A 14,000-nucleotide genomic window follows, 5' to 3' on the forward strand; every position below is an offset into this window, starting at 1 on the left:
TAATTTATTTTTTCTTTGTACTTTGAAAATATTTATATCGACTATGAAAAAACTAAAGTTATTTTCATTAATAGCATTAAGTTCTACACTTGCATTAACCAGCTGTGGCGGATCAGGTACCAGCAAAGGAGGCGGTACTAAAAAATTTGTCAGCAAGACGGGTTGGAAACCAAACGAAAAACAAGGTTGGTTTTTTGCAGGAAAGCAACAAAAGCAGAAGGGGTGGCCAGGAATGGTATATGTAGAAGGTGGAACTTTTACAATGGGATTAGTGAAGGATGATGTGATGCATGATTGGAATAACACACCGCGCAGAATGCAGGTAAGTTCATTCTTTATCGGAGAAACAGAAATTACTAACTACGAATACCGCGAATACCTTACATGGTTGAAGTATGTATTCCCTCCAAGTGACCCTAGCTTTAAAGAGATCTACAACGGCGCCCTGCCAGATACTCTTTTATGGGATAATAAATTAGCTAGAAACGATTATAATGAAACGTATCTGCGTTCGCCAGAATTCGATTACTACCCGGTAGTAGGCGTTTCCTGGACTCAGGCAAACAGATACTGTGAATGGCTTACAGACAGAGCGAATGAAAAAGCTTTGATGCAAGCCGGAATTATTGCTAAAGATTTGTATATCAACGAATCCAATAACCAGGGAGGAACAGCATTTAACATGGATAAATTCAAAGCGAATGATCCGGAAATGCAGGGATATATCAACGAGAAAAGAATGCAGCAAAAATCTGGTATGAAAACAACCAACCAGAGACTTCTTTCTGCAAACAGAGCACCAAACTCTTCAATGGTTCAGAAGTTCAGACTTCCTACCGAAGTTGAATGGGAATATGCAGCTCTTGGTATGGCTAAGAACAGAGAATACAACCAATATCTTGGTAAAAAACCTGAAATCGAAAGATTAAGAGGTACTAAAGGAAAAGATAAAGGAATGTTCCTTGAAAACTTCAAAATGGGTACAGGTGACTATTCAGGTATCGCAGGATGGAAAAATGACGGAGCTGCACAAACTGCAGACGTAAGACAATATCCATCTAATGATCTTGGAATCTACGGTATGTACGGAAACGTTTCTGAATGGACGGCTGACGTATACAGACCTATCATTGACGAAGATTTCAACGACTTCAATTACTATAGAGGAAACATGCCTCAGGCTGTTGTAAGAAACGGTGACGGAACTTATAAAATGATCGACGAAGGAACTATCAAGTATGATACGTTAGCCGACGGAAGATTGGTTTATAAAGGACTTCCAGGACAGTTTGAAAGAGAAACTATCGCTGACTACAGAAACTACAGAGATGGTGACAGACAGTCTTCTTTAGAATACTACAGAACTTCAGACTCATCTGATACTTATAATATGTACAATGCTCCTCAGAAGAGATTTGTAGTAGATGCAGGAGGAAGAGTAAAACTTCAGAAAGATACTAAAGACAGAACGTCAGCAATGTCTAACGATGTAAGAGTTGTAAAAGGTGGTTCTTGGCAGGATACAGCATATTGGTTGGATCCGGGACAAAGAAGATACAAAAGCCAAGGCAAAGCTTACGGATGGATCGGCTTCCGTGTTGCACAGGATGCTAGAGTTAACGACAAGAGCAGAACTAGAAGATAATATTATCAAAATACTTATAAAAAACCTTCCGGATTTCCGGAAGGTTTTTTTATTTTTGAACTATGAAATCGCTTTGGCTAAAAAGTCTAAAAACACTTGTATAGATTTGGCGATTGCATGTGACTTCTTAAAAAAAATATATATTTCCACATGAATATAGAACAGTTTTATCCTTTATTTTTAAAGTCAGATAAAGTGACGATCGACAGCAGAAAAGTCGGAAAGAATGATATCTTCTTCGCCTTTTCCGGTGATAACTTCAATGCTGCAACTTTTGCAGAAAAAGCCGCTGACGAGGGAGCTCTGGCTGTGATTGTGGAGCAGCAGGAATTTGAAAATAAGGACAAAAACATTTTCTATGTTCCTTCTACACTGGAATTCCTTCAGCAGCTTGCAGTTCATCATAGAAATCACCTTAAAATTCCCGTGATCGGGCTTACGGGAAGCAACGGAAAGACCACCACCAAAGAGATTATACACGCCGTGCTTTCACAGAAATTCAATGTACAGTATACTTTTGGAAATTTGAATAATCATATTGGAGTTCCGCTGACCATTCTTTCCATTAAACCTGAACATGAAATGGCTGTCATAGAAATGGGAGCCAATCACCAGAAAGAAATAGAACTTTTATGTACTATTTCGCAGCCGGATTTTGGATATATTACCAACTTTGGGAAAGCTCATTTAGAAGGCTTCGGTGGATTTGAAGGCGTGATCAAAGGGAAGTCTGAGCTTTATGATTATTTGAAAAACTATCACAACACGATTATAGTCAATGAAAATGATCCTATTCAGGTAGAAAAAACTGAAAACTACACCCCAAAAATTACCTTTGGAAAAGAGAATTCAGATTATCAGTTCGGATTGTTTTCAGAAGACCACTTTGTAGGATTGCAATATCAGGAAATGAAAGCGGTTTCAAAACTGACGGGAGAATATAATTTCACCAATTTATGTGCTGCTGCTAGCCTCGGACTTCACTTCGGAATCGGCTTTGAAAAAATTAAGCAGGCTGTTGAAAACTATACTCCGACGAACATGCGTTCACAGGTCGTGAAAAAAGAAGGCAGAACATTAGTACTGGATACGTACAATGCCAATCCAAGTTCTATGACGGCTTCTCTGCACAACTTTGTTACGTTTGAAGGACGTAAGACTATCATCATCGGAGATATGCTTGAATTGGGGGAGGAAAGTGAGAGAGAACATCAGAATATCTTAAAACTTGCCCAGGAATTGGCTTTTGACCAAATCATTACCGTAGGAAAGCATTTTAAATCAGTCAATCCTTCAGCATTGTCTTTTGACAATACTGCAGAACTGATAGGATATCTTCAGCAGAATACAATTCATTCTGAAAATATTCTGTTAAAAGGTTCAAGAGGAATTGCCCTTGAGAAAGCAATAGAATTTATTTAAGCTTTAAATTCCAGAAATCTTTTACAATAAGCTTAATATTCTGGAAAGTACTTGGGAAAACTTCCTCCTCAATCTGGGCGGTGTTTTTCCAGGCCACTTCCGTAATTCCCTCCTCAATCTGAGGTTTTGAGGTATCTTCACCATCGAAGTTCATTTCAAACCAATGGGTACATTTCAGAATCTTTTCACCGTTTCTTTCGATATAAATATGGTAAGTGGTGTTGATGAACTCTACCAGTTCTACATCTTTCAGGCCGGTTTCTTCTTCAATCTCTCTTACGGCAGATTCTTCGCGTGATTCGCCTTTTTCCATCTTACCCTTGGGAAGATCCCATTTACCTAATCTTTTAATGAAAAGAAGGTCTCCCTGAGGATTGCTGACAAGTCCTCCTGCCGCTTCTATGATCCTGAAAAGTTTTTGGAACTCTTTCCAGATCTCTTCAATATTCTCACCGAAAACATTCAGTTCTTTTACTGAAGTGTTCTCCAAAAGATCTAGCGCAATCTCTAAAGTTGTGAAACTTTCGAACCTTAGATCTTTTTCAAGATTCCCGGGATGCTTAGATACTAATAATTTTTTTTCGTTCACAAAAACTTTATACATTTGTAAGAATTAAGAATTTAAATACAAAAATAAAAAATGAATTTAGAAGGACGAAAAATTATTGTCAATAAATCATCTAAAGATTTGTCTGAATTGTTGAAATCACCTGAAAACTATAAAGATTTTATGCCGGATGGTCTTCAGAAATTTGAAACAAGAGATAATGGGTTCAAATTCGGTCTTCAGGGAATGCCGGAAATCGCGTTGAAAATAGATGAAGTGGATGAGCAGAAAGCTGTTTTAAAGTCAGCAAGCTCAAGTCTTGACTTTACATTAACAGCCACTTTAAATCCTCTCAACGAAAACCAGACTGAAGTTCAGATGCTTTTTGAAGGAAAATTCAATCCTTTTATCAAAATGATGGTAGAAAAACCACTTCAGAACTTTATCAATACACTGACAGATAAGATCGAAGCTTACAAATAATAACTAAACCTTCAGCAATGAAGGTTTTTTTATGCAATGACTCCTGAACTGTGATCTGCTGTGCTGCCCGTTGCAGAAGATAGAACATTGATTTCGTTATTCATCCTTAAAACACCCATGAAGGCGAAGATTAATGCTTCCTTGTAATCGATGATTTCGTTCTTGGGAATGATGATACCGGATCCTGCTTTTTCTCTGATCTTTTCGATAAGGAAAGTATTGTAGGTGCCTCCACCCGTACAAAGGACCTTTTGTAAACTGTTTTTAGTAATGATCTCAGAGATTTGTTGTGCTACATGTTCAGTAAAAGTAGCCATAGCGTCTGTTGTTTCGATATTTTCAAAAAGTGAAAAAATATGTTCGTTACACCATTCAATGCCTAAAGATTTAGGGTGAGGCAGGCTATAGAAGTCTAAGGAATTAAGTTGGGCTAAAAGATTCTCATTGATCTGACCTTTTCTTGCCAGATCACCATTTTCATCAAAATTTTTATTGAATTTCTGAGCAAGCCTGTTCAAAACAATATTGACAGGGGCGATATCGAATGCGATCCTTTTACCCTCCTGTTTTAAAGAGATATTGGAAAAACCTCCAAGGTTCAGGCAGGCATCATATTGAGAAAAAAGCAGCTCGTCCCCGATAGGAACCAAAGGAGCTCCGTTTCCCCCCATAAGCACATCCTGGCTCCTGAAATCATAAATAACCGGAAGTCCTGTTTCTATTTTGATGGCTCTGCCGTCTCCGATTTGCAGGGTAAATTTCTTTTGAGGCTGATGAAAAACGGTATGTCCGTGAGAGCCGATCAGGTCAATATTTTCAAGACCGTTCTTTTCAATAAATTCTTTAACCTTTTCAGCCAGATAAAAACCATACTCTGAGTGAAGTTCCAATAATTTTTCTGACGATAAATAGATAGAATTTCTAAGTTTTTCTTCCCAGTGTTGAGAATAGGGAAGGGTTTCTGCCTTTAAGATCTGAAAATTCCAGCCGTTCTGTTTTTCAAAAGCGGCAAAACATATATCCAGACCATCCAGACTGGTTCCGGACATGAGCCCAAGAGCCTGAAATCTCATGTTACTGTGGTGTTTTTTTTTCTTCGAGTCTTTTTGTACTGAAGTCTCCCGAATTATTGAAGAAAGTATATTCAGAGAAATCATCTTTAGCGGTCATACCATTGGCCCCTACCAGAGTAGAGCCATCTTCCATGGTAACGTATACCGTATCTTTGGTGTAGATCCTGTTTTTTCTCTGATCCCAGTAAATACTCTGCATGGCAAAACGCTGCCCTTCATTGGTGGTAATCCTTACATCACCTTTTGCTTCGTAGAATTTTTTATATTCGAAAATACGGGCATATTTGGCGGTGATCTTTCCCGGAACTTTGGGTTTCTTTTTATCAAAAAACTCTATGTTAATTCCCTTTTTTGCGACAATATAAGGACTGTCGATCAGCTCATATTTTTCAATGATTGGAGCTTTGGCTTTTAATGAGATAAAACCTGAGTCTCGCTGAATAATATTGGCATTATTAATGATCTGCGAGGGGAAGTTCTTGCTTTTGCTTCCGTTGGCCTTGGTAAGGTCTTCTTCACAGGATGTTAATATAAAAAATATAGCACAACTAAAAAGGCATGCTATATTTTTATATGATATTTTATTTAAAAAATTCATTCTAGTTGTACAGATTCTTTCTGAACCATCTGTCAGCAAAGTTGAACCCGACTCTTAGGTTGATAAAATTCTGATTGATCAGATTGTTCTTAAGAGTTCCTCTTTTTCCTACTTCTATACCTAGCTCAACACCACTCATTCTTGTGATACTGCTTGTCTTGAACGGAAGTAATACCCCTCCTGAGATTCCAAATTTATTGATGCTGTTACCGTCTATTTTAAGATTTCCTCTTTCATAGAATGCTCCATATCTGTAGACTACTCTTGAGAAGTAACTTCTGAAGTTATTGTAATTAGGTAGGTACCATCCTCCTGCAGATATCCTGTAGGTATCCTGGAAGTCAAAAGTCTTTCCGAAATAAGAGATGTCTTCCCCTTTCTTATAATCAAGCTGTCCGGATACAAACCAGTGGTTTTCGCTTCCATAGCCAACCCCTAAAGATGCCTGAAGCGGAAGAAGGTTTTTGGAGCTCGTACTTTTTTGATCTATAATCGTTTCCAAAGCTTTTACCGTGTTGGCTGCATCAGCATACACATAAGTACTGTTGATATAATCAGTAGTCATATTGCTGGTGTTCCCAAATGTAGCAGTTGCTCCGATCGTTAACTTTTTGTCGGTACGTGTATTCAGACTCTGGTAGCTTCCCCCAAGAGTGAAGTTAAAGTTTTTGATGCTGTTCTTGGTTTCATAACCGTTGACATATTCAGCGTCTGAAACTTTATCTTTATCAAAAGATCTAAGCTCATTAAGGTCATAAAGATTTCCAAAGTAAAGATTAGCTCTTAAACCTACAGCAAAATTCTGGTCGATTTTATAAGAAACAGCTGCCTGGGCAGTATTCAAAGTTCCACTTCCTTTAAAACGGTTTGTATAATATCCGTCTAATGTTGGAACATTATCTACAGTTTTGTACCTTTCAATAGTATTTACAATGTCATAGCTCTTGGAGCTGTAAGGCTGATAGGAAAGTCCCATCTTCACTTTTGAAGACAAAGGAAAGGCTAGCGAGATATTAGAAAGATACGTAGAATGTTTGGTAGACTTCGTATCGTTGTAATTAGTTTTGAAGTAATTGTTTTCGTTGGTAGCTTCCAGCTTGATGCTTGTCAGCTCGAAATTAGAGTTATTCGCAGGGTTTGCGAAATTGAAGCTGCTCGTAAAATCACTTATATAAGCAGTAGATATACCACCCATAGAGGCAGTTTCAATCGTATTATCATATTTTACATCTCCAATTCCATAAGTTGCATACGGAGAGTTACTTATACTCTGTGCATTTAGGAAGTATCCAACTGATATGAATGATACGGCAAAGATTTTTTTCATTCTTTATTTTTAAAACAATGCGCAAATATCTTAAATATTAATGAATTGTAAAAATTATATGTGGTTAAAGTTTGTTAAGGCTTGAACTGATGGGGTTTTTTGAAGATTTATTAATGAAACACTATAAGTGAATAATGAATGATGAATCGGGTTACGGGGTTCAGGATGCGGGATTCGAGTTGTGAGCTAAGACATATAAGCCATCAGGAAGGTAATATAAAAGATCGAAAACTTTTTCAAGGCCAGAATCAAAGCTCATACTCAACTTGAAAGCCTAATACCCTTATTTTGTAATTTTAACCCATATCTAGTATCCCGAAACACTTACCCCGTATCAAAATTTATCATGGACACTTATTCCCAAAATTTAACTTCAGATTCTTCCCCAGTTTTTTTATCTTTGGAACATGAATTGGGAGAACATTGCCGGACAGGAAAACCTGAAAAAACTTCTTCGGGAAAGCATTGCTGAAAACAGAGTGAGCCATGCCCAGCTTTTTTTAGGAAAAGAAGGATATGGAACATTTCCTATGGTATTAGCTTATGCCAAAGAGGTATTTCGCCAGGAAAATGAACATGCTGCTTCGAAAGTAGAGCATTTGAATCATCTGGATCTGCATTTCAGCTTCCCTGTTTTTACTGATAATAAAAATTCTTTAAGCAAAAATAAATTTGAGGAGTTCAGGGAAATGATCATGAACTCTCCTTATGCCAACTATGACGACTGGACCGCTTTTCTGGAATCTGAAAACAAACAGCTTTTTATTTCTGCAGATGAAATTGATGACCAGAATCAGAAGTTTGCCTTAAAGAGCTTTGAAGGAGGAACCAAAATTCTGATCGTTTGGAGAGCAGATAAAATGAACGTTGCCGCAGCGAACAAATTTCTGAAATTTTTGGAGGAACCACCGGCAAAAACACTTATTTTACTTACGGCTGAAACGGCCAATGATATTCTTCCTACCATTCTTTCAAGAACACAGATCGTAGAAGTTCCGAGAATCAGTGATGAAGACCTGGAAAACTATCTTAAGAAGAACTTTTCAATGGCTGATGAAAAGGCGAGGGAGATTGTTCATGAAGCGCAGGGAGACCTCAATGATGCATTAAAGATTTTAAACTCCGGACATAAAAGTGACGAATTTGAAAAGCTTTTTGTACAGTGGGTGCGTGATGCATTTATGGTAAAAAAGAAACCTCAATTTCTTAAAAGCATCATCTTCTGGGCCAGAGAAATTGCAGGATGGAATAGGGAAAAACAAAAGAACTTCCTGAACTACTGCTCCGAGATCTTCAGGCTTGCCCTGCTTCAAAACTACCAGTCTGAAAATTTAGTGTATAAAAAAATTGATGCAGATGGGTTCAACTGGGCCGGATTTTCAAAATTTATCAGTGGTGCTAATATTGAAAGTATCTTAGAAGAAATCAATACAGCTGATTTACACCTGACCCGAAACGGAAATCCTAAAATTGTCTGGACGGATCTGGGGATAAAATTATCGAGATATATTCACAAAAATTCTTAGGAGATAAAAGCGTAAGGTTTTATTTGGGCCTTTATGGTTTAAAAATTCAATTTTATATTTAAAAGAGATATAAAGCCCGGACTCGTTTCGGGCTTTCCTATTTCTGTTTTGTACACTTATCTCTGTATGTTATCCTAAACACGAGATCCGGCTATCATTGATCTTTTTTTACACTGATTTGAAAAATTCGTACTGTCTATCTGTTTTCCGGTAAAATATAATGCCCAAATACACTCATTATTGCAGCTGTAGGAATTTATTTTTTAATGGTGTTCAAATTATATGGGCTTATAACCCTATTAATTATCAGTGATTTATTTTGGCGAATATTAAATCTGCATTAAAAAAATCAATCAATCGTTTGATTTGTTGGAAATCTTATGTACATTTGCGCCCTGAAAAATAGAATTGCTATGGTTTCAAAAGAAGAAAATATATTATTTGCTGCAGAAAGGCTTTTTGCTGAAAAAGGCTTTGAAGGAACTTCCACAAGGGAAATCTCTAAGGCAGCTAATGTAAATATTTCTATGATTTCGTATTATTTCGGATCCAAAGAAAAGCTGTACGAAAAATTAGTAGAATACAGGATGAGTGAAGGTCAGTTCTTCGCCAAAGATATTCTTGAAAGAACAGATATCAATGAATGGGAGAAGATTGAAAAAATCGTAGATCAGTTTTCCGGAAGAGTAAGACATCATAAATGTTTTTACAGAATTATGCAGCGTGAACAGCTTTACACAGAAAATACACAGATTGTGGAATTTCTAAAGCAGACGAAGATGGGCTTCATCTCCATGTATTCGCAGATTCTTGAAAGCGGACTTAAAAAAGGAATTTTCACCAAAAATCCTCCCATCTATTTACTTCATGCTACGGTAAGCGGAACTTTATTCTATGCATCCAATGCCAAAGACATGTACAAAGAGTTTCTAAATGATACGGAAGACGATGAGGTTTTTGAAGAAAAATATTACACAGAACTTAATAAACATATAAAATACTTACTAAAAGACCTTTTAGGTTATGAAGAGAATAAATAACTCGGTGTTCGCATTATCCCTGTTTATGGGAATTGCAGCCATAAATGCTCAGGAGAAAAAACAGCTGACTCTGGACGAAGCCGTGCAGCTGGGAATCCAGAACAGTAAAAACCTTAAGATCGATGCCGCTAAGATCGAAGAAGCTACGGCAGATCTTTTGGAAGCTAAAAACAGACAGCTTCCTGAATTGAAAGTTTCCGGCAGCTATATGTATCTTCCCATTAAACCTACTGTTGATTTAAAGCTTTCCGGCGTTTCGGGAGCGGGAGCAGCAGGTCCGGAAGTCCATCAGGTTGCCTACGGATCAGTTAATCTTAGTGTTCCTGTTTACAACGGTGGAAGAATTAAATACGGTATTCAGTCTGCCAAATATTTGGTGGAAGCCTCAAAATTAAGTACGGAAAATGATAAAATAGCGATTGCTTATAACGTTGCGCAGGCTTACAATAATTTATTTAAAGCGAATCAATCCATCAAAGTTTTAGAAGAAAACCTTACGGCTTCTCAAAAAAGAGATGAGACGTTTCTGAAGCTTGAAAACAATGGAGTTATTGCTAGAAATGACCGTTTAAAAGCCAATCTTCAGACTTCAAATATCGAATTGCAATTGTTGGAGGCTAAAAACAACTACAATATTGCCAACATCAATATGGATCTGTTATTGGGAATTCCTGAAACTACAGAAATTGAAGTTGACCAGAATTATATCGATGAAGGATCAGAAGTAAAAGCAGTTGATTATTATATCAATGAAGCTAAAGAAAACCGTAAAGATTTACAGGCTTTAGCACAGCAAAGAAAAGCTGCAGAATTGGGATCAAAATCGGCAAAAGCTGAAAACCTTCCTTCTATCGCATTCACCGGAGGATATGTTGCGGCAGATATTCCTAAGTTTCTTACGGTGTACAATGCGGTGAATGTTGGGGTGGGAATTTCTTACAATTTATCCAATATCTGGAAAGAAAATTCTTCATTGAAACAGTCTCAGGCAAGAGAAAAGCAACTGGCAGCAACCGATGAGTTACTGAATGATAACATTAAGCTTGACGTGAACAGAGAATATCAGAACACGGATTATTCTAAAAAGAGAATCGCAGTGTATGAGAAAGCCGCCGAACAAGCTAATGAGAATTACAGAATTACAAAAAACAAATATGATAACGGTTTGGCAACCATGACCGAACTTTTAGACGCAGATGCAGCCCAGATTTCTGCAAATGTAGGAGTTATTAATGCAAAAGCAGATGCAGCACTGGCTTACAGAAAACTATTACAAACTACAGGAACTTTAACATTTAAATAAGATTAAGACCAAAAATGGAAAATAATAATACACCAGCAATTGAACCTAAGAAGAAAAAAAGTTTAGTTTTTCCAATCATTTTAGCGGTTGTCGTTGTGGTAGGAGGAATTTACGGTTATAGAACCTATTCTTACGGACAGATTCACGAAGAAACAGACGATGCTCAGATTGCTTCCAACATGAGCCCTGTGATTTCTAAAGTTTCGGGTTACGTAACGCAGATTAAAGTAAAAGATAATCAATTTGTAAAGAAAGGAGATACTCTGGTTATCCTGGACAACAGAGATCAAAAAATGGCTTTGGTACAGGCTGAGGCGGCTTTAGCGACAGCAAAAAGCAATATTTCAAACGCCCAGGCAAGCACGACGGCAACGTCTAAAAATATAGGAAGCTCACAAGCTGCTGTTACAACAGCAAATGCTCAAATCGAAGCTGCAAAAGTAAACGTTTGGAAAACCAACCAGGATTTGAAAAGATATTCTGTTTTAGTAAAAGACCATTCAATTACAGAACAACAATACGAGCAGGCTTTGGCAGCAAAACAATCTGCAGACAGACAGTTACAGGTTTTGGTTGATCAGAGAAATCAGATTGCTCAACAAACTAGTATAGCTTCTTCTCAGACTGCTGCAAGTTCTCAGCAGATCAGCGTTGCAGGTTCAGTGGCTAAACAAAGAGAAGTAGATGTGGAAAATGCAAGACTGAATCTTTCTTACACCATTATCCTTGCTCCGGAAGACGGATTTGTTGGAAAAGTTCCTATCCAGGCAGGACAGTACTTACAGGCGGGATCACAATTATTCAGCTTAGTTAAAAATGATCAGAAATGGGTGATTGCCAACTTTAAAGAAACTCAGGTTGATAAAATGGTAGAAGGTCAGAAAGTGAAAATCGAAATCGATGCTTTCCCAGATACAGAATTTGACGGAGTGGTAAGTTCATTCTCTCCGGCTACAGGTTCTACATTCTCTATTCTTCCTCCGGATAACGCGAGTGGTAACTTCGTGAAAGTGGTACAAAGACTTCCTGTGAAAATAGACTTTGTAAAACTGGATCCGAACGTTGCTAAAAAACTGAGAACAGGAATGAATGTGAAAGCTGAAGTTTCATTGAAATAGTATAATGTAGTGATGTAAGGGGTATTGATGATTGAAAGATTGAAGAATTTAAAGATTTAAAAATTCAAGAGTTTAGAGATCGGTATATTCAATAGGAACGGGCTTTAGCCCGTTTAACAAAAAAAGATCAAAATCAACCGGCTTCAGCCGAAATTTAAGATCATTAATACATTCTGCATTTTACATTCATACAAACATTTGTAAAAAACTATGCAAGATTCATTAGTAGAATATGGAGCCCGAAGAGTGATCATTACGATCACGGCTATTCTTTGTGCTTTGCTGGAAATTGTGGATTCCACGATTGTGAACGTTGCCCTGAACGAGATGAAAGGTAACCTGGGTTCCACACTTTCTGAAGTGGGATGGGTAATTACGGCGTATGCCATTGGTAACGTTATTATTGTACCGATGACAAGCTGGCTTTCCCAACAGTTCGGACGAAGAAATTACTTTGCGGCTTCTATTATCATTTTTACCGTATTTTCTTTTTTATGCGGTAATGCAGATAATATTTGGGAACTGGTATTTTTCAGACTGTGTCAGGGAATTGGAGGTGGTGCCTTATTGGTAACATCGCAAACTATCATCACAGAATCATATCCTGTTGAAAAAAGAAGTATGGCTCAGGCTATTTATGGTTTGGGAGTAATTATTGGTCCTACATTAGGTCCGCCATTGGGAGGTTATATTGTTGATAATTTTAGCTGGCCTTATATTTTCTATATCAATATTCCTATCGGGATTGCGGCCACTTTAATGACATTACAGTTTATAAAAAGTCCGAAATATGCTGAAAAACGTAAAGCTTCAGATGTAGACTGGTTGGGAATTGCTTTATTGGCGGTTACGGTAGGTTCATTACAGTATATCTTAGAAAGAGGACATGAAGAAGACTGGTTTGCGAGTGGATGGATTGTACTATTTACAGTATCAGCCGTTTTAGGATTTATATTATTCCTTTGGAGAGAACTTACTTTCAAGTATCCGATTGTAGAGCTAAGAGTTTTAAAAAACAGTAATTTAAGGATTGGAACGGCCATGTCCTTTGTATTAGGATTTGGTTTATATGGTTCTACGTTTATCGTTCCGTTGTATACCCAGAGTATTTTAGGATGGACGGCCTTAGAATCCGGAGCATTAATGATTCCCGCGGCGTTAACAACCGCTTTCATGATGCCTATTATTGGTAAGTTGCTTTCAAAAGGGGTAAAACAGCAGATCTTAGTATCTTTAGGATTATTTACCTTCTTCGTTTATAGTTTCTGGGGATATAAAATTCTAACTCCGGACACCGGTAAAGAAGCATTCTTCTGGATGTTGATGGTAAGAGGAGCTGGATTAGGACTACTGTTTATTCCGATCACATCCTTATCATTAAGCACATTGAAAGGTCAGGAAATTGGCCAGGGAGCAGCATTTACAGGAATGATGAGACAGCTGGGAGGATCTTTCGGGATCGCAGCCATCACCACCTTTATTGCCAATGCCAGCCAGAAATACAGAGTCAATTTGATTTCTCATTTAGATTCTAATGACTTTGATGTCCAGCAGAGATTGAATGGCTTAAAAGCAAGCTTTATGGCGAAAGGTATGACTCCCGATGCTGCAATGAATGCCGCCTATAAAATGATGGATCTTACCGTTACCAAGCAGGCAACAGTATTATCATATATGGATGTTTTCCTGTATTTAGGAATTGCCTTCTTAATTTGTATTCCGTTTATCTTATTGGTAAAAGAACGAAAAAGCAAAGAAAAAATAGATTTAAGTGGTGTACACTAAATAATATTGAAATCAATAGAAAACCTCCGGAAAATTCCGGAGGTTTTTTTGTGGAAATTATTTCATTAAAAGAAAATTCTCCAGTTTAAATAAAAACATGTAGTATTAGCGATGTCATCCTGAGCATAAACTG

Annotated in this window: 12 protein-coding genes; 8 read left to right on the plus strand and 4 right to left on the minus strand. The window is 37.4% G+C overall.

Going from position 1 to position 14,000, the window contains the following annotated elements:
• The first annotated feature begins 43 nt into the window (after positions 1 to 43).
• Together gldJ and NZD88_RS00465 are read left to right on the plus strand one after the other, a co-directional pair.
• Positions 44 to 1,645 (plus strand): gliding motility lipoprotein GldJ, encoded by a 1,602-nt coding sequence (gene gldJ / locus NZD88_RS00460; RefSeq protein ID WP_259826567.1) that lies wholly within the window; start codon positions 44 to 46, stop codon positions 1,643 to 1,645.
• A gap of 150 nt (positions 1,646 to 1,795) precedes the next feature.
• On the plus strand, positions 1,796 to 3,067 hold the full coding sequence (locus NZD88_RS00465; RefSeq protein WP_259826568.1) for a UDP-N-acetylmuramoyl-tripeptide--D-alanyl-D-alanine ligase: 1,272 nt from the start codon (positions 1,796 to 1,798) through the stop codon (positions 3,065 to 3,067).
• Here the strand turns inward: NZD88_RS00465 and NZD88_RS00470 are convergent.
• Positions 3,060 to 3,671 carry an NUDIX hydrolase gene (locus NZD88_RS00470; RefSeq protein ID WP_259826569.1) on the minus strand — a complete coding sequence of 204 codons (612 nt, stop codon included), beginning with the start codon at positions 3,669 to 3,671 and terminating at the stop codon, positions 3,060 to 3,062. The two genes, NZD88_RS00465 and NZD88_RS00470, sit on opposite strands and share 8 nt — an antisense overlap.
• 36 nt (positions 3,672 to 3,707) lie before the next feature.
• Here NZD88_RS00470 and NZD88_RS00475 point away from each other — a divergent pair, with 36 nt between their 5' ends.
• Complete coding sequence (locus tag NZD88_RS00475; protein ID WP_259826570.1) at positions 3,708 to 4,097, plus strand: SRPBCC family protein; 390 nt, start codon at positions 3,708 to 3,710, stop codon at positions 4,095 to 4,097.
• Between the two features lie 29 nt (positions 4,098 to 4,126).
• Here NZD88_RS00475 and NZD88_RS00480 read toward each other — a convergent pair whose 3' ends face one another.
• The 3 genes from NZD88_RS00480 to bamG are packed head-to-tail and all read right to left on the minus strand — an operon-like array spanning position 4,127 to position 7,095.
• A complete protein-coding gene (locus NZD88_RS00480; RefSeq protein ID WP_259826571.1) occupies positions 4,127 to 5,170 on the minus strand; it encodes an anhydro-N-acetylmuramic acid kinase in 1,044 nt (347 codons plus the stop codon).
• A 1-nt stretch (position 5,171) separates the two neighbouring features.
• Positions 5,172 to 5,768, minus strand: a complete 597-nt coding sequence (lptC, locus tag NZD88_RS00485) for an LPS export ABC transporter periplasmic protein LptC (RefSeq protein ID WP_259826572.1) — start codon at positions 5,766 to 5,768, stop codon at positions 5,172 to 5,174.
• 1 nt (position 5,769) lies between these two features.
• Positions 5,770 to 7,095 (minus strand): BamG family beta-barrel-assembly machinery protein, encoded by a 1,326-nt coding sequence (gene bamG, locus NZD88_RS00490; RefSeq protein WP_259826573.1) that lies wholly within the window; start codon positions 7,093 to 7,095, stop codon positions 5,770 to 5,772.
• Between the two features lie 407 nt (positions 7,096 to 7,502).
• Between bamG and NZD88_RS00495 the strand changes: the two genes are divergently transcribed.
• From NZD88_RS00495 to NZD88_RS00515, 5 genes are all read left to right on the plus strand, one after another.
• Positions 7,503 to 8,621: a DNA polymerase III subunit gene (locus NZD88_RS00495; protein WP_259826574.1), complete on the plus strand. Its 1,119-nt coding sequence runs from the start codon at positions 7,503 to 7,505 to the stop codon at positions 8,619 to 8,621.
• A 413-nt stretch (positions 8,622 to 9,034) separates the two neighbouring features.
• A complete protein-coding gene (locus tag NZD88_RS00500) occupies positions 9,035 to 9,661 on the plus strand; it encodes a TetR/AcrR family transcriptional regulator (protein WP_259826575.1) in 627 nt (208 codons plus the stop codon).
• Positions 9,645 to 10,964, plus strand: a complete 1,320-nt coding sequence (locus NZD88_RS00505) for a TolC family protein (protein ID WP_259826576.1) — start codon at positions 9,645 to 9,647, stop codon at positions 10,962 to 10,964. Before NZD88_RS00500 ends, NZD88_RS00505 begins: the two co-directional genes overlap by 17 nt.
• A 14-nt stretch (positions 10,965 to 10,978) precedes the next feature.
• Positions 10,979 to 12,082, plus strand: coding sequence for an HlyD family secretion protein (locus NZD88_RS00510; protein ID WP_259826577.1), 1,104 nt, complete (start codon positions 10,979 to 10,981; stop codon positions 12,080 to 12,082).
• Between the two features lie 210 nt (positions 12,083 to 12,292).
• A complete protein-coding gene (locus NZD88_RS00515) occupies positions 12,293 to 13,867 on the plus strand; it encodes a DHA2 family efflux MFS transporter permease subunit (RefSeq protein ID WP_259826578.1) in 1,575 nt (524 codons plus the stop codon).
• Positions 13,868 to 14,000: the final 133 nt, after the last annotated feature.

The organism is Chryseobacterium pyrolae (assembly GCF_025153485.1).
Classification (GTDB): Bacteria; Bacteroidota; Bacteroidia; order Flavobacteriales; family Weeksellaceae; genus Chryseobacterium; species Chryseobacterium antibioticum.

Bases quoted from the DNA above. Each gene is read 5' to 3' on its own strand.
- gldJ (WP_259826567.1), top strand. From the start codon at position 44: ATGAAAAAACTAAAGTTATTTTCATTAATAGCATTAAGTTCTACACTT.
- NZD88_RS00465 (WP_259826568.1), top strand. From the start codon at position 1,796: ATGAATATAGAACAGTTTTATCCTTTATTTTTAAAGTCAGATAAAGTG.
- NZD88_RS00470 (WP_259826569.1), bottom strand. From the start codon at position 3,671: ATGTATAAAGTTTTTGTGAACGAAAAAAAATTATTAGTATCTAAGCAT.
- NZD88_RS00475 (WP_259826570.1), top strand. From the start codon at position 3,708: ATGAATTTAGAAGGACGAAAAATTATTGTCAATAAATCATCTAAAGAT.
- NZD88_RS00480 (WP_259826571.1), bottom strand. From the start codon at position 5,170: ATGAGATTTCAGGCTCTTGGGCTCATGTCCGGAACCAGTCTGGATGGT.
- lptC (WP_259826572.1), bottom strand. From the start codon at position 5,768: ATGAATTTTTTAAATAAAATATCATATAAAAATATAGCATGCCTTTTT.
- bamG (WP_259826573.1), bottom strand. From the start codon at position 7,095: ATGAAAAAAATCTTTGCCGTATCATTCATATCAGTTGGATACTTCCTA.
- NZD88_RS00495 (WP_259826574.1), top strand. From the start codon at position 7,503: ATGAATTGGGAGAACATTGCCGGACAGGAAAACCTGAAAAAACTTCTT.
- NZD88_RS00500 (WP_259826575.1), top strand. From the start codon at position 9,035: ATGGTTTCAAAAGAAGAAAATATATTATTTGCTGCAGAAAGGCTTTTT.
- NZD88_RS00505 (WP_259826576.1), top strand. From the start codon at position 9,645: ATGAAGAGAATAAATAACTCGGTGTTCGCATTATCCCTGTTTATGGGA.
- NZD88_RS00510 (WP_259826577.1), top strand. From the start codon at position 10,979: ATGGAAAATAATAATACACCAGCAATTGAACCTAAGAAGAAAAAAAGT.
- NZD88_RS00515 (WP_259826578.1), top strand. From the start codon at position 12,293: ATGCAAGATTCATTAGTAGAATATGGAGCCCGAAGAGTGATCATTACG.